Source organism: Bradyrhizobium sp. AUGA SZCCT0182 (genome assembly GCF_018130185.1).
Taxonomy (GTDB): Bacteria; Pseudomonadota; Alphaproteobacteria; order Rhizobiales; family Xanthobacteraceae; genus Bradyrhizobium.
Window position 1 is genome coordinate 244,437 of sequence record NZ_JAFCLY010000003.1, and the last position, 15,539, is coordinate 259,975.

Genomic DNA, 15,539 nt, shown 5'->3' on the forward strand with positions numbered 1-15,539 from the left:
ATTTCCGAGCAAGTGAACCGGTGGGACCGATCAGGCCTTGGAGAGGCCGGCAGCTTTCATCGCCTCGCCCATCTGGGCGTCGCCCTTGTCCATGAATGCCGCGAATTCCGTCGCGTCACCCCACACCGTTCCGAAACCGCGATTGCTCATGAAGTCCTTGAAGTCCTTGGAGTCGTAGACCTTCTTCAGCGAAGCCGTGAGCTTGGTCGCGACGTCCGCAGGCAGGCCCTTCGGACCGGCAATGCCGCGCCACGCCCCCGTCGCATAGTCGATGCCCATCGACTCCTTCAGCGTCGGCACGTCGGGGAATGACGGGTTGCGCTTGGGCGCCATGATGGCGAGGCTGCGCGCCTTGCCGGCTTCGATGATCGCGCGCGCTTCCGGTACCGAACAGGTGGTCAGGTCGAGACCGCCCGCCGCGAGATCCTGCATCGCGGGGGCGGCACCGTTCGACGGTACCCAGGCCACCTGATTTGCAGGAAGTCCGAGCGCCTGCATCCAGCCGACCAGCGCCAGATGCCAAATGCCGCCCTGGCCGGTGCCCGAGGCTTTGAACTTGCCGACAGGCGCTGCCTTGATGGCGTCGGCGAGCTCCTTCACGGTCTTGTAGGGCGACGCTGAAGGGACCTGGATGCCGGGCGGGTCCTCGTTCATCAGGGCCAGCGGCGTGTAGCTCTTTGGCGCCAGTTCGGTGAGTCCCTGCCAGTGCATCATCGAGATTTCCACCGTCAGCATACCGATGGTGTAGCCGTCGGGCGGCGCGGTTGCGATGGCGGAATGGCCGACCACGCCGGAGCCGCCGGTGCGATTGACCACGTTGAAGGGCTGGCCGAGGTCCTTCTCCAAAAGTGCCGCCACGATACGCGCGGTCGCATCGGTGCCGCCGCCGGCGCCCCATGGCACGATCACAGTCACCGGCCGTGCCGGGTAAGCCTGCGCCAACGCCGGTTTGAATCCAAAACCCGCGACGGCCGCTGCTGCGGCGGTTGAAGCCGCAAATGCGCGGCGCGTAATTTTGGTCATGTAATCCTCCCTGCGGCGTCCCTGACAGCGGGCGCTCTTGTGATGCAGCATTCTAGGCGGCTTTGCGCTGCGCTCGCAAGGCGTTACGCGATGATGCGGGATGATCGCCGGTGGGACATCACGACACATCCGGAAATCGGGTGGCGGCGATCAGGGGGCACGGATAGGTATCCATGCGCGGCGTCACTGGACAGCCGCGATCGACTGCGGAGGTAACATGACGACAGCCTATTACAGCACCGTGCTGGATTATCCGCTTGCTACCGTGTGGTCGCTGATCCGTGATTTCAATAATTATCCGGCCTATATCGATGGCGTGAGCGAAAGCGTCATCGAGGACGACAAGGGCGGCGACGAAGTCGGTGCCATCAGGCGCTTCTGCTATCTCGGCACTTGGATCCGGCAGCGCCTGGCTCGTCATTCCGACGCGCAGCACACCCGGACCTATGCCGGCATTGAGCCGTTCCCGTTTCCACCAGATATTCTGCCGGACGCACCAGGCCCGACGCGCTATGCGGGCACCATGCACCTGATGCGAATCGTCGAGGGCGACCGGACCTTTATTGAATGGGATGTCGCGCTCGACACCGCGCCTGACGATGCCGATCGCTGGCGGACACTGTTCCAGTCCTGGATACCGGACTGGACCCATTCGCTGGAGCGGGCGTTGGATCGCCGCGCTGGGTGAGGCTACTCCGCCGCCTCGCTATGCCCCAGCCTTGCATTGAGCTTGTGGATCAGCTCTTCGGCGGCGTCGGCAATCACGGTGCCCGGCGGGAAGATCGCTTCCGCACCGGCTTTGTAGAGCGCCTCGTAATCCTGCGGCGGCACCACGCCGCCGATGATGATCATGATATCCTCGCGGCCCTGCTTCTTCAGCGCGGCCTTCAGTTCCGGCACCGCGGTGAGGTGGGCGGCTGCCAGCGACGAGACGCCGAGGATATGCACGTCGTTCTCGACCGCCTGCCGCGCGGCCTCGTCGGCGGTGGCAAACAGCGGTCCGATATCGACGTCGAAGCCGACATCGGCAAAGGCTGACGCGATCACCTTCTGGCCGCGGTCGTGGCCGTCCTGGCCGATCTTGGCGACCAGGATACGGGGGCGGCGGCCCTCGGCATCCTCGAACGCATCGATCAGCGCCTGCACTTTTTCGACCCGGTTGGACATGGTGGACGCCTCCCGCTTGTAGACGCCGGTGATGGATTTGATTTCCGCGCGATGCCGTCCGAACACCTTCTCCATCGCGTCCGAGATTTCGCCGACGGTGGCTTTGGCGCGCGCCGCGTCGATGGCGAGCGCCAAAAGGTTGCCGTTGCCTTCGCCGGCGCTGCGCGTCAGCGCCGCCAGCGCCTGGTCGACGTCCTTCTGATTACGCTCGGAGCGCAGCCGCGACAGCTTGTCGATCTGCAGCCGACGCACGGTGGAATTTTCTACCTTCAGCACGTCGATGGCGGCCTCGTTGACCGGCTTGAACTTGTTGACACCGATCACGGCCTGCCGACCGGCATCGATCCGTGCCTGCGTCTTGGCCGAGGCTTCCTCGATTCTTAGCTTCGGCACGCCGGCCTCGATCGCCTTCGCCATGCCGCCGAGCGCCTCGACCTCCTGGATATGGCCCCAGGCCTTGGCGGCGAGATCGCGGGTCAGCCGTTCGACGTAATAAGAGCCGCCCCAGGGATCGATGATGCGGTTGGTGCCGCTTTCCTGTTGCAGGAACAATTGCGTGTTGCGGGCGATGCGCGCCGAGAAATCGGTCGGCAGCGCCAAGGCTTCGTCGAGCGCGTTGGTGTGCAGCGATTGGGTGTGGCCTTGCGTCGCCGCCATCGCCTCGATGGTGGTGCGCATCACATTGTTGAAGACGTCCTGCGCGGTCAGCGACCAGCCTGAGGTCTGGCAATGCGTGCGAAGCGACAGCGAGCGCGGATCCTTCGGATTGAACTGCGTCAGCAGCTTGGCCCACAGCAGCCGCGCCGCGCGCATTTTTGCCACCTCCATGAAAAAATTCATGCCGATGGCCCAGAAGAATGACAGCCGAGGCGCGAAGCGGTCGACGTCGAGGCCCGCGGCAAGGCCGGCGCGGAGATATTCGACGCCGTCGGCCAGCGTATAGGCGAGCTCGAGGTCCTGCGTAGCGCCGGCTTCCTGCATGTGATAGCCGGAGATCGAAATGGAGTTGTACTTCGGCATCTTCTGCGAGGTGTAGGCAAAGATGTCGGAGATGATCCGCATCGAGGGGGTAGGCGGATAGATGTAGGTGTTGCGCACCATGAACTCTTTCAGAATGTCATTCTGAATGGTGCCCGACAGTTTCTCCGGCGGCACGCCCTGTTCCTCGGCGGCGGCAACGAACAGCGCCAGGATCGGCAGCACCGCGCCGTTCATCGTCATCGACACGCTCATCTGGTCGAGCGGGATGCCGGCAAACAGCGTGCGCATGTCATAGATGGAATCGATCGCGACGCCGGCCATGCCGACGTCGCCGGAGACGCGCGGATGATCGCTGTCATAACCGCGGTGGGTCGCCAGATCGAATGCGACCGAAAGGCCCTTTTGTCCGGCCGCGAGGTTGCGGCGGTAGAACGCGTTGGAATCTTCCGCCGTTGAGAACCCGGCATATTGCCGGATCGTCCAGGGCTGGTTGACATACATGGTCGGGTAGGGGCCGCGCAGATAGGGCGCAATGCCGGGCCAGGTCTCGAGGAAGTCGATGCCTTCGAGATCAGCCTCGCTGTAGCCGGGCTTGACGAGGATGCCCTCGGGCGTCAGCCAAGGCTCGGCGCCGGCAGTCGGTGCCGGCGCGTCGACCGGCTCGAACTTCACAGCGGTGAAATCGGGTATTCTGCTCATGATGAGCGGCCTTCCTTCAATTTCGCTATCCGTGCCTCGCAGTCCGCGAGACGCTTCAGAGTCTCAGGCTCGCCTGCGATCTGCTCTGAACTGAGCGCAAGCACTTCTCCTGCTCGAAACGTAATACCGAACAACGTTATTCTTCGCGAAAAAATGTACGCCAATAGCGGTAAACCCACTACCACGAAAAGGACGGTGGAAGCCGGAACCTGGCCGGCGAAAAACCCTGCCACGATCAAAATTGCGATGCCGCAAATGATGGCAATCCCGGTTACAGCAAGCCATGTCGGCGCCTGGTCCTCCGGCGATGCCGGCCGCAGCCAGCGTGCCGACCGCATCGGATAGAATGGTCCGTTATGATAAGCGATCATCGAGAGCAGTCGATCGCGCTCAGCTTCGAGTTGCGGCAGGTCATCCTGACCAGCCATATCGCCTGCTGAAGGTGTCTGTGCCATTCGGGTCGCGGCCTGTCCTCAATCATGGTCCGGATGCTGGTGGCTGACGATACGGCTAAGCTTTTCGCTACCAGTACCCTCAAGTGTGCTCCTGCCTGGCAGATCGCCGATCCTGCCGACCCAGGCCAAATGGGACTCGGTGCCGGTGGCGTAGGTCGGAACCACGAGGTCCGGCCGGTCGAAACTGCCGGTGGTAAGCTCGATCACCGTTCCGTCGATCACCCGGTAGCTGAGCGGCGTCCCACACGCGGCGCAGAAGTCGCGCTCGGCGATCGTCGACGAGCGATAGGTCGCCGGTTTGCCGCGGGTCCAGGCAAAATCCTCGTGCTTGACTTCGGCGAGCGAAATGAAAGGGCCGCCCACCGCTTTCTGGCACATGCGGCAGTGGCACAAGCCTATCTTCACCGGGCCCGCATAAGCCGCGAAACGCACGGCGCCACACTGGCAGCCGCCGGTCAGAACAGCTTTTCTCTCCGATGTCATGCTCACTCCATCCGCTTCCAGGCGTCCCGCAACATTGCGAGCGCATCGCCGCCGGCAAAAATGAAGTCACCGACGCCGGCGGCCCGTAGTGCTGCTTCCTGTTCGCCGGGCCGCCCTGCCAGATAGATATGCTTTGCACCGCTGGCTTGAAGGGCCTGTGCGGCCGCTATCGCCTGAGCGGCATAGACTTTGTCGGAGGAACAGAGGCACGCCACGTCAGCGCCGGAGGCCTTGAATGCGGCGGCAAGCGCCGCCGGATCGGCAAAGCCCTGCGTATCGATCGCCTCGATGCCGCCGGTCTCGAAGAAGCTTTTTGCAAATGTCGCCCGCGCGGTGAAATCGGCCGGGGTGCCGAGATTGGCGAGGAATATCTTGGGCCGTGCGCCGCCGTTCTTGAGCTTATCGTCCGATTTGTCGCGCAACGCTTCGAACGGCGCGGCCAGCCGCATCGGCGGCAGCGCGTCGAACTTGAATTTGGCTTCGCCATAGGGCGCCAGCGCAATCGGTTTTGCGTCCAGCACCGCGATCTCGGCCTCGTGCAGGTTCGGAAATTCGCTGGCGCCGGTCAGTACGTCGCGGCGCTTGGCGATGTTGGTCTCGCGCACGGCTCGCGTTGCAGCGACCTTGCGCTGGATCAGGTTCTGCTCGAGCGCGGCGAACAGGCCGCCGGCCTTTTCGATGTCCTGGAACAGCGACCACGCGGCTTCGCAAAGCTGTTTTGTCAGCGTCTCGATGCCGCCGGAGCCGGCGGCGGGATCGGACACTTTGGCGAGGTTGGATTCTTCCAGCAGCACCAGCTGCGTGTTGCGCGCGGCGCGGCGCGCGAACGGATCGGGCAAGCCCAGCGCCAGCGTATGCGGCAGCACGGTGATGGCGTTGGCGCCGCCGAGGCCGGCGGAGAAGGTCGCCATCGTCGCGCGCAGCATGTTCACGTACGGGTCGCGCTGCGTCAGCATGCGCCAGGCGGTATCGGCAGCGACGAACAGCGGTTTGGGCACGAGGCCACAGGCCTGCTCGACCCGCGCCCACAACAGCCGCAGCGCGCGGAATTTCGCCAGCGTCAGGAACTGGTCGGCGTCGGCGGAAAGCCGCGCATAGACCATGCCCTGCGCGTCTTCGAGCGAGATGCCGGCCGTTTCGATCGCGCGCAGATAGGCGACGCTTGCGGCGAGCACAAACGCCAGCTCCTGGACTTCCGATCCGCCGGCATCGTGGATCACGCGCCCGTCGGCGGCCGCGAGCGGACCTTTGAAGCCGAGCGCGGCAAGGCCTTTGATGGCGCTGGTGACCGCGGGCACGATCTCGGACCAGCTATAGGGGCTGGAACCCCACACCGCGCCGGCCCCGAGCGGGTCGAGCCCGAAACGGGTATCGCAGGCCGCAGGATCGAGCCCCTTGCCCTTGATATATTCCGCGACATGGATGGCCGCCATCCGCGACTGCGGACCGATCTGAAGTTCGATGCCGATGCCGGCATCGAGATAGATGCCATCGAGGATTTGCGCCACCGCTTCCGGCGAGGGATCCAGCCCGAAGCCGTAGGCGCCATTGGCGCCGGCGAACACGAGGGTGAGCCCGGTCGCGCCATTTTCGAGGTCGTGCAGCGCCTGCGCGTTGGCCGCTTTGGCGTCGGGATGATCGGCCCGCTGCATGATCTGCCAGGGCGTGGCCGCAGGGCGGCCGGCGACCGGGGCGGCGCCTTGCGCGCGCGGGTAGATCGGATCGATCTTCAATCCATCGGATGTCTTGCCGATGAGCTTCTCGAACGGCGCGCCTTTCAGTACCCCGTCGACCAGCTTGCGCCAGTCTTCGTAGTTCGCGGGGGCAAAATCCGCGGCTAATCGCAACTCATTGGTGGTGGTCGTCATCCGGACAGTCGTTCCTTGGTCGCCTCTTGATTTGGCCCGAAATTGCCACGGGGCGGCCGCCAAGCCAAACGGTTGTTTTAGGCCACCCGGGCCTAGTCAGGGCTGGTCGAGGTCGGGTAGTCGCAAAATACCGGCGGTCGAAACCGCCGCCAGCGCGTCCCTGACGCTGCGTCCCGCAATGATACGGTCGGGCACGATCTCGGCGAGCGGCACCAGCACGAAGGCGCGCTCGAACAGCCGGGCATGCGGCAGTGTCAACTCCGGCTTGTCGATCTTGACGTCGTCATAGGCGATCAGGTCGAGGTCGAGGGTGCGCGGGCCCCAATGCTGCTCGGCGGCGCGGTCGCGGCCGAACTTCTTCTCGATCTTGTGCAGCGTGAACAGCAGCGCATGCGGATCGAGACTGGTGTCGATTTCGATGCAGGCGTTGATGAAGGTCGCCTGCGCTTCATTGCCCCAGGGCGGCGTGGTGTAATCCGACGAACGCGCCAGCAATGCCGCCTGCGTCATGCCGCAGATGTTGGAGATGGCCTTGCGGAACGTCGCGCGTACGTCGCCGACATTGCCGCCGAGCGCGATCAGCACGTCCGCCATGTCAGGGCGACTGCCTTGTGCGCATCAAGACCACGCCGACATCGTCAAAGATCGCGGCGATCGGCGCGTGCGGCTTGTGGACGGTGACCTCGACCGCGTTGATGCGCGGAAACGCGACCAGGATGGCATCGGCCACGGCGCCGGCCGCACGTTCTAGCAGTTTGTAATTGGTGTTCTTGAACGCCGCCGTCGCGGTCGCGACCACGTTGGAATAGGACACGGTGTCGGACAGGCGGTCGGTGCGCGAGGATTCCGACAGGTCGACGGAGAGCTCGAGATCGATCACGAAGCGCTGGCCGACTTCGGTTTCGTGTTCCATCACGCCATGGCGGGCATGGATGACGACGCCGTTGATGAAGATCGTATCGGTCATCTCTGCAGTTCCCCAATGGCGGCTGCGACGCGCAGCGCTTGAACGGTTTCCACAACATCATGGGCGCGGATGATGCGCGCGCCGCCCTTGGCCGCAATCAGATGGGCGGCGATCGAGCCGCCAAGGCGCTGATGCGGTTCCGACGGCGTCACGACACTAATGAAGCGCTTGCGCGAGGCCCCGACCAGCAGCGGCAGGCCGAAGGATTGCAGCTCATGCAGCCGCGCCAGGGCCGTCATGCTCTGTTCCGGCGTCTTGCCAAAGCCGATGCCGGGGTCGAGCACGATCTTGCCAGGCGAAATACCGGCCTTCGCGGCGACGTCGAGCGATCGCGCGAAGAATGCAGCGATATCCTTCATGATGTCGATCGCGGGATCGGCGCTGTCGCGGTTGTGCATGATGATGATGGGCACCTGGTGTGCCGCGATCAGGCCGGCCATGCCGGCATCGCGCTGCAGCCCCCAGACATCGTTGGCGATGACGGCGCCATGATCGAGCGCCCAGGCGACGACGGCCGATTTCATGCTGTCGATCGAAACGGGAATCCCAAGCGAAACAACCTCCGGTAGCACCGGTTGCAACCGCTTCAACTCTTCTTCTACCGAGATCGGTTCTGATCCATAGGGTCGGGTCGATTCCGCACCGATGTCGATGATGTCAGCACCTTCGGCGACCATCCGGCGGGCCTGCGCAAGCGCGCTTTCGGGGGCAGCGAACTGTCCGCCATCGGAAAATGAGTCGGGGGTTACGTTCAGCACGCCCATCACGGCCGGGCAGGGCCGTGACAACAGCGCCGGCAGGTCAAAATGACCGGCCGGGCCGGCCGCGGTGGCGGGTCTGGACATGCTTACGATCATGCGGTCGCTTTGCGCGGTCCGCGCCAGTGAGTCAAGACGCGAGACCCCGCCAGCGTATGTCGGCTGGCCGACTTTTAGTAGCTGATTTTCGGCTGAAGCTTGCGCGCCTGGGCGATCAGTTGCTCGACCGATTTCTCCGAGGGCATGACGCGGACCAGCTTGCGCCTGGTATTCACGTCTTTCATGTTCTGGGCGAGCCGTGCTGGGTTACGCAGCGCGAGTTCGCGAACCGTCGGCACGCCGGCAGCGCGCACCAGCCCGACCTTCGCCTTGCCCATCCCGGGAATCCGCATGTAGTCGGAGAAATTGGCCCATTCGAGCAGCTGCTGTTCACTGATCCCGGTCTTCGCGGCGAGCGCCTTGCGTCCTTTGACGGTGCGGGCGGCTTCAAGCAGCGCTTCGGTCGTGCGAATCCCAAGCGATTTGAGTTTCGAGGCAGAGTAGGCGGTCAAGCCTTCGATCTCGGAGAGGGGATATGTCATGATACTCGATGCAAGAGAATGTGCGCGGCCGAAGGGGGGTGTTTCAAGCGAACTGGCTTAGCCCCGGTGTCCCCGAAATGATCTCGCCCATTTTGTCCGCTCCGATTTTGTCGCGGCCGAACCTGAAAAGTTCACGCGCCACGTTCTGAATCTCGTTCATGCCCAGACCAAGCGCCATCAGCTTGGTGCCGAGCGCCATCAGCCCGCCGCCCATCAACCTGGAGAAGCCGCTGTTGCTGTTCGAGGCCGCGATCGCAGCCTCAGCACCTGGAATTTGGTCGATCAGAGCCTGAACCTTGTCGGAAGGCCCCTCGTTACGGAGGAAACCCAGAACGATGCCGATGGTTTTTTCAGCGACAACGCTATCGATGCCGGCCTTGCTGGCCAGCTGTCCAATCAATTCGTCCATATTGCCCCGCCCTCAGCCGGTTTGTTACCGGGTCGTACCTTGTGAATTTATCTTGAGCGTCTGCGACCTGAAATACAAGCGATCCGCGCGCGCGAAGGCGATTTCATCCTAGATCGCTCGTCGAGTGTTGCAGCAATGCAAGAGTGATGCGGGATTCACGCCATGTTACCGCACTGCGGCCCTCGTATTTCCACCGGAGTTAGAGAAAAGTATGAGACAGGGTGTGCAAGGCCCGGGCTATGTCCTTGTCCATGGACGGTTTCAATCGACCGGCAGGATGCGATATAATGGCGCTGCTTGGCGACCAAGCTTTCCCGATGCGCGCGAAGAGGCGATGTGATGGCGACCCCCGACAACAAGACAGCCGATACCAATGAGAAGATTTTCATCGGCAAGGGCGAGCAGACAGCGTGGCTGACGCTCGCGCTCGCCAATCGGCACGGCCTCGTCACCGGTGCGACCGGAACCGGCAAGACCGTGTCGCTGCAGGTGATGGCGGAAGGGTTTGCCCGCGCCGGTGTTCCGGTTTTCGCAGCCGATATCAAGGGCGACCTGTCCGGGATCTCCGAAGTCGGCGAAGCAAAGGACTTTATCCTCAAGCGCGCGGGCGAGATGGGGCTCAACTTCCAGCCCGATCAATTCTCGACCGTATTCTGGGACGTGTTTGGCGAGCAGGGCCATCCGGTCCGGGCCACCGTCACGGAAATGGGACCGTTGCTGCTGTCCCGGATGCTCGATTTGAACGACGTCCAGGAGGGCGTCCTCAATGTTGCGTTCCGTGTCGCGGATGAGAATGGACTGACGCTGATCGATATGAAGGATCTCCGCGCGCTGCTGGACGCGATCGTGCCTAACACCAGCAAGAAGGGCCCGGATGCCGAGGAAGATCTGCTGGCGCCGATCCGCAAGGCCGCGCAGGGCTTCGGGAACGTCTCCAAGGCGACGGTTGGAACGATTCAGCGCCAGCTTCTGGTGCTGGAGAACCAGGGCGGCGCCAAATTCTTCGGCGAGCCCGCGTTGTCGTTGAAGGATTTCATGAAAACCGACAGCGACGGCCGCGGCATGGTCAACATTCTGGTCGCGGACAAGCTGATGCAGAGCCCGCGCCTTTACGCGACCTTCCTGTTGTGGATGCTGTCGGAGCTGTTTGAAGAATTGCCGGAAGCCGGCGACCTGCCGAAGCCGAAACTGGTGTTCTTCTTCGACGAGGCGCATCTGTTGTTCACCGATGCGCCGAAGGCGCTGATGGACAAGATCGAACAGGTGGTGCGGCTGATCCGTTCCAAGGGCGTCGGTGTTTATTTCGTTACGCAAAACCCGATCGACGTGCCGGACAAGGTGCTCGCCCAGTTGGGCAACCGCGTGCAGCACGCGTTGCGCGCGTTCACGCCGCGCGACCAGAAGGCGGTGGCGGCGGCGGCGCAGACGTTCAGGCCCAATCCGAAGCTCGATACCGCCCGGGTCATCATGGAGCTCGGCAAGGGCGAGGCGCTGGTGTCGTTCCTCGAAGGCGGCGGCACGCCGACGATGGTCGAGCGGGTGATGATCCGGCCGCCGACGGGACGGATCGGGCCGATCACGCCGGAGGAGCGCAAGACGCTCATGAACAAGAGCCCGGTGAAGGGCAAATACGACACCGCGGTCGACGCTGAGTCCGCCTATGAGATGCTGCTGAAGCGTGTGGCAGGAACGGCCGCGCCGGCGGATGGATCGGATGGCGGCGGTGGCGGCGGCGGATTCCTCGGACAGATCGGCGCGATCGTCGGCACCATCTTCGGCACCAACAACAAGCGCGGCCGGCTGTCGACCGGCCAGGTCATCGCGCGCGACGTTACGCGTTCCGTCACCAACAAGGTGATCGGCGGTGTTGTAGCCGATCTCGGCAAATCGGTCGGCGGCTCACTCGGCAGTTCGGTGGGGCGGGCGCTGGTGCGCGGCGCGCTTGGCGGATTGCTGCGGCGCTGATTTCTTGCGGCGAAGGCACGTCCGCGGAAAGAAAGTATGGATTGCTTCGCTTCGCTCGCAATGTGAGGAGCGTTCCCAGTTCCAACAACCGCCATTGCGAGCGAAGCGAAGCAATCCATCTCACCGCGGAACGAAAGAATGGATGATTTTCTGATGTTCGGATCGAGCTTGTGCTGAGATATCCCTCGTTGCGAGCGCCGCTCGATATTCTGTTTCTGATCTGCTGTATTGGTCTGACGGCCGACGTGCTGGTTCCGGAAATCTGGGGCAACGGCAAGACCAAGGATTATCCGCTGTGGTTCTGGGCCGGGCAGCAGGTGCTGCAAGGCCAGAACCTCTACCCTGACAATCCCGCCACCTATTTCGAATTCATCTACCCGCCGCTGTCGGCGCTATTGCTGGCGATCCCGAGCTATTTCGGCAAGATCCCGCTCTATCTCTGCCTGTCATTGCTCAACATCGTCGCCTGGTGGATGACGGCACAATATTCCCACGCAATGGCGGGGTCGGCGCAGAAGCCCGGGGAGAAACTCAATCCTTGGCTCGAAGCGCTGCCGGGTCTCGTTACCGTCACCTTCGTGTTCGATATGTTCGATCTCGGGCAGCCGAACCTCGTGCTGCTGGCGTTGATGCTGTACGGCTTCTGGCTGCTGCGCGATCAGCGCGGCTGGATGGCGGGCAGCATGTTCGCGCTCGCGACCGCGATCAAGGTGTTCCCGGTCGCGGTGTTTCCCTATCTGGTCTGGCGCCGGCAGTGGGCGGCGGCCGCGAGCATGCTGGTCTTCCTGTTTGTGTTTCTGTTCGTGCTGCCGGCGCCGTTCCGCGGTTTCCAGCACAACGCCGCCGAATTGAAGAACTGGTACCAGGGCATGGTGGGGTCGAGCTCGGAAAAAGGGTTCGGTCAGCGTGACGAGCAGAACTGGTCGTGGGTCAACCAGTCCATCATCGCGGTGACGCACCGCCTGACGCGGCCGGTGAACTACAATCAGGACGATCCGTCGAAACCCGCGCGCACCATGAATGTCGTCAACCTCGATTTCAGGACGGCGAACCTGATCGTGCTGGCGGTGTCGCTTGTGATCGGGATCGGCTATCTCCTGGTGATGCCGCCGGCCTCGCGCCGGACGGAGAAATCGGACGCCGAGGAAATAGGCATTCTGTTCTGCCTGATGACGGTCGCTTCGCCGCTGGCGCGTCAGTATTATTTTCTGTGGCTATTCTTCCCGATGACGGTGCTGATGCATCGCGCCGCTTTTGATCCGCGGCCCGCGGTCAAGGCCGCCACTTGGGCGCTGCTGGCCGTTGCGGGCTTGCTCCTGTGCCTGTCGTTGCCCCTCTTTCCGAACGATTTGCAGGCCTATGGCAATAACCTCGTCTCGACCGCGCTGCTGGTGGCGGGGCTGGTCTGGCACATGCTGCACCCGCCCAATGCGGACGCTCCCGCCACTTTGCCTCAGTCCACAAGCGGGCTACAAATCGACGCAACAACAATGCCCACAGCCAAGGGAAAACCGTGATGGCCAACGCACAGCTTCAGCCGGTCCTTGACCGCATCGATGCCGATTTCGACAACAGCCTCGAACGGCTGTTTGCGCTGCTGCGGATCAAGTCGATCTCGGCCGATCCCGCCTTTGCCGGCGATTGCAAGGCGGCCGCCGATCACCTGGCCAAGGATATCGCGACGCTCGGTTTTGCGGCGGAGGTGCGGCCGACGGCGGGGCATCCTGCGATCGTCGCCAAGATGAATGGCAGCAAGGGCGGGCGGCCGCACGTGCTGTTCTACGGGCATTATGATGTGCAGCCGGTTGACCCCTTGAACCTGTGGCACCGTCCGCCGTTCGAGCCTGTCGTGACCGACCATGCCGACGGCCGCAAGATCATCGTTGCGCGTGGGGCGGAGGACGACAAGGGACAGCTGATGACCTTCGTCGAAGCCTGCCGCGCCTGGAAATCGGTGACCGGATCGCTGCCGGTGGACGTCACCATCGTCATCGAGGGCGAGGAAGAGGTCGGCTCGAAAAACTTCGTGCCGTTCCTCGAACAGAACAAGGCTGACCTGAAAGCGGACTTCGCGCTGGTCTGCGACACCGGCATGTGGGACCAGAACACGCCCGCGATCACGACGTCATTGCGCGGGCTCGTTTATGACGAGGTCAAGATCAAGGCCGCCAACCGCGATCTGCATTCCGGCATCTTCGGCGGCGGTGCGCAGAACCCGATCCGGGTGCTGACCCATATTCTCGGCGGCCTCTTTGATGACAACGGCCGCATCACCATTCCCGGCTTCTACGACGGCGTGAAGGACCTGCCGCCAGATATCCTGGCGCAATGGAAAAATCTCAACCTGACGGCGGAATCATTCCTGAAGCCGATCGGCCTGTCGATCCCGGCCGGCGAAAAGGACCGCCTCCTGATCGAACAGGTGTCCTCGCGCCCGACCTGCGACATCAACGGCATCGTCGGTGGCTACACCGGCGAGGGTTCCAAGACGGTCATCGCGGCGGAAGCCTCCGCAAAAATTTCGTTCCGCCTGGTGGAGGGACAGAACCCGGACAAGATCCGCAAAGCTTTCCGCGATTATGTGACGGCGCGGCTGCCGGGCGATTGCACGGCCGAATTCATCGATCACTCCAACGCGCCGGCGATCGCGCTCGACTGGAACATGAAGCCGCTGGCGGCCGCCAAGCGCGCGCTGACCGACGAATGGGGCAAGGAAGCGCTGCTGATCGGCTCCGGCGCCTCGATCCCGATCGTCGCGGACTTCAAGCGCACACTCGGCCTCGATACCGTGCTGGTGGGTTTTGGCCTCGACGACGACAACATCCATTCGCCGAACGAGAAGTACGACCTCAAGAGTTTTCACAAGGGCATCCGATCCTGGGCCCGGATTTTGGCAGCGTTCGCGGAAACGCCGAAAGGTTAGCTTCGTAGGATGGGTAGAGCGAAGCGAAACCCATCGCTTCATCCGGTGACGCGAGTCAGCGATTGGCCGTACTCGTCTTTCCATCGCATGGTAAGCTCGGGCTTTATCCTCAGGATTGCGCGGGAGATGTCGGGAGCTGGCCGGTGAATTTGGCGAGCGGTCTTGAAGGGGCAGCGATGTGATGGGTTTCGCTTCGCTCTACCCCTCCTACGAGTGACCCCAAAACAAAAACGCCGCCCGGAATTGGGCGGCGTTTTGATTCGGTAGTGCAGAGGTCATTGGAAAGCAGCCTACACGCAATTCCCAAGATTCTCAATTCCGATAACCCGGGCGAATACCGGCGCGGGCCCTTACTCCAGCGGGTAGGGCCCGTCGCGGAAGACGCGGTCGTGATAGCCCTTGCTGCCGACCTCACGCGCGAGCGGGCTGCGGATGTCGTCACCGGTTTGCAGCCGCGCCAGCAGGGTGCGGAAATCATGGCGCGGTTGCCAGCCGAGTTCAGCGCGCGCCCTGGCGTTGACGTAAACCCGGTCGATGCCGGACGCCATCGTCCAGCCGCGCCGTGCATATGCCGCCTCAAAGCCGGGCACGTAACGGCGCAGCACAAGCAGCAAATTGCTGCGCAATTCCGCGGCATCATCGCGCGAGAACGGCGTCGTGGCGCTGATGATGTATTTCGCGAAACCTGCTGATGGTGCGTGGCGGATGGCCAGCAGATGCGCGCTGACCACGTCCTCGAGATCGACGCGGCGATGGAGAAATTCGTTGGCCTTGACGTTGGCGTCGGCATGGTCCTCGTGGACGGCGCGGTTGTCGTCTTCCTCGGGAAAGAAACGCGAGGTGCGCAGGACGATTGCGCCGAGCGAATGGTTGCGCGCAAACAGCTGGCACAGGTCCTCGGCGGCCGCCTTGGTGACGCCGTAGATGTTTTTCGGCACCGGGATGATTTCTTCCGTCACCCAGGCGGCCGGCTCGCCCGGTGGCGGCACCAGCGCGTCACCGAACACGCTCGTGGTGCTGGTATAGACGAACGCCGTGACGCCGGCCGCGGCGGCTTCCTCGAGCAGATTGAGCGTGCCCGTGACGTTGACGTCGACAAAGTCCTGGCGGCTGTGGGTCGCCACATGCGGCTTGTGCAGCGTCGCTGTGTGCAGCACGGCCGTGACGCCCTTCATGCATTGTCGCACAAGGCCGCGGTCGGTGATCGAGCCCACAAGCTGCGTGAACGCGCCGGGAACAACGTCGATGCCGTCGCCCGCT

At 63.1% G+C, this 15,539-nt stretch carries 14 protein-coding genes and 1 pseudogene; 4 read left to right on the plus strand and 11 right to left on the minus strand.

The window, feature by feature from the left end:
- Window positions 1-30: 30 nt before the first annotated feature.
- On the minus strand, window positions 31-1,023 hold the full coding sequence (locus JQ611_RS05615) for a tripartite tricarboxylate transporter substrate binding protein (RefSeq protein WP_211995653.1): 993 nt from the start codon (window positions 1,021-1,023) through the stop codon (window positions 31-33).
- Window positions 1,024-1,240: 217 nt separating this feature from the next.
- Here JQ611_RS05615 and JQ611_RS05620 point away from each other — a divergent pair, with 217 nt between their 5' ends.
- Complete coding sequence (locus tag JQ611_RS05620; protein WP_212464755.1) at window positions 1,241-1,711, plus strand: SRPBCC family protein; 471 nt, start codon at window positions 1,241-1,243, stop codon at window positions 1,709-1,711.
- Between the two features lie 2 nt (window positions 1,712-1,713).
- Here JQ611_RS05620 and scpA read toward each other — a convergent pair whose 3' ends face one another.
- From scpA to JQ611_RS05665, 9 genes are all read right to left on the minus strand, one after another.
- Complete coding sequence (gene scpA / locus JQ611_RS05625; protein ID WP_212464756.1) at window positions 1,714-3,870, minus strand: methylmalonyl-CoA mutase; 2,157 nt, start codon at window positions 3,868-3,870, stop codon at window positions 1,714-1,716.
- Window positions 3,867-4,325, minus strand: coding sequence for a hypothetical protein (locus JQ611_RS05630; protein WP_212385628.1), 459 nt, complete (start codon window positions 4,323-4,325; stop codon window positions 3,867-3,869). Before JQ611_RS05630 ends, scpA begins: the two co-directional genes overlap by 4 nt.
- 18 nt (window positions 4,326-4,343) lie before the next feature.
- Entirely contained in the window at window positions 4,344-4,808 is a 465-nt protein-coding gene (locus tag JQ611_RS05635; protein WP_212265420.1) for a GFA family protein, read from the minus strand.
- Window positions 4,809-4,810: 2 nt separating this feature from the next.
- A complete protein-coding gene (locus JQ611_RS05640; protein WP_212464757.1) occupies window positions 4,811-6,676 on the minus strand; it encodes a methylmalonyl-CoA mutase family protein in 1,866 nt (621 codons plus the stop codon).
- 96 nt (window positions 6,677-6,772) lie between these two features.
- The gene (gene folK, locus JQ611_RS05645) at window positions 6,773-7,270 is read right to left on the minus strand and encodes a 2-amino-4-hydroxy-6-hydroxymethyldihydropteridine diphosphokinase (RefSeq protein ID WP_212464758.1); all 498 of its coding nucleotides are present in this window, start codon (window positions 7,268-7,270) and stop codon (window positions 6,773-6,775) included.
- Window position 7,271: 1 nt separating this feature from the next.
- Entirely contained in the window at window positions 7,272-7,643 is a 372-nt protein-coding gene (gene folB / locus JQ611_RS05650; RefSeq protein ID WP_212464759.1) for a dihydroneopterin aldolase, read from the minus strand.
- Complete coding sequence (gene folP / locus JQ611_RS05655; RefSeq protein ID WP_212464760.1) at window positions 7,640-8,500, minus strand: dihydropteroate synthase; 861 nt, start codon at window positions 8,498-8,500, stop codon at window positions 7,640-7,642. Before folP ends, folB begins: the two co-directional genes overlap by 4 nt.
- Before the next feature lie 74 nt (window positions 8,501-8,574).
- The gene (locus tag JQ611_RS05660) at window positions 8,575-8,982 is read right to left on the minus strand and encodes a DUF4332 domain-containing protein (protein WP_212385620.1); all 408 of its coding nucleotides are present in this window, start codon (window positions 8,980-8,982) and stop codon (window positions 8,575-8,577) included.
- 43 nt (window positions 8,983-9,025) lie between these two features.
- Window positions 9,026-9,391, minus strand: a complete 366-nt coding sequence (locus JQ611_RS05665) for a DUF2267 domain-containing protein (RefSeq protein WP_212265414.1) — start codon at window positions 9,389-9,391, stop codon at window positions 9,026-9,028.
- A 339-nt stretch (window positions 9,392-9,730) separates the two neighbouring features.
- Here JQ611_RS05665 and JQ611_RS05670 point away from each other — a divergent pair, with 339 nt between their 5' ends.
- The 3 genes from JQ611_RS05670 (at window position 9,731) to JQ611_RS05680 (ending at window position 14,279) form a co-directional block, all read left to right on the plus strand.
- Entirely contained in the window at window positions 9,731-11,356 is a 1,626-nt protein-coding gene (locus tag JQ611_RS05670) for a helicase HerA-like domain-containing protein (RefSeq protein WP_212265413.1), read from the plus strand.
- 170 nt (window positions 11,357-11,526) lie between these two features.
- Window positions 11,527-12,873, plus strand: coding sequence for a glycosyltransferase family 87 protein (locus JQ611_RS05675; RefSeq protein ID WP_312011866.1), 1,347 nt, complete (start codon window positions 11,527-11,529; stop codon window positions 12,871-12,873).
- A complete protein-coding gene (locus JQ611_RS05680) occupies window positions 12,873-14,279 on the plus strand; it encodes a M20/M25/M40 family metallo-hydrolase (RefSeq protein WP_212265412.1) in 1,407 nt (468 codons plus the stop codon). Before JQ611_RS05675 ends, JQ611_RS05680 begins: the two co-directional genes overlap by 1 nt.
- Window positions 14,280-14,629: 350 nt before the next feature.
- Here JQ611_RS05680 and JQ611_RS05685 read toward each other — a convergent pair.
- Window positions 14,630-15,529 (minus strand): annotated as a pseudogene (locus tag JQ611_RS05685) (NAD-dependent epimerase/dehydratase family protein); the annotation flags it as partial.
- Between the last annotated feature and the right edge of the window lie 10 nt (window positions 15,530-15,539).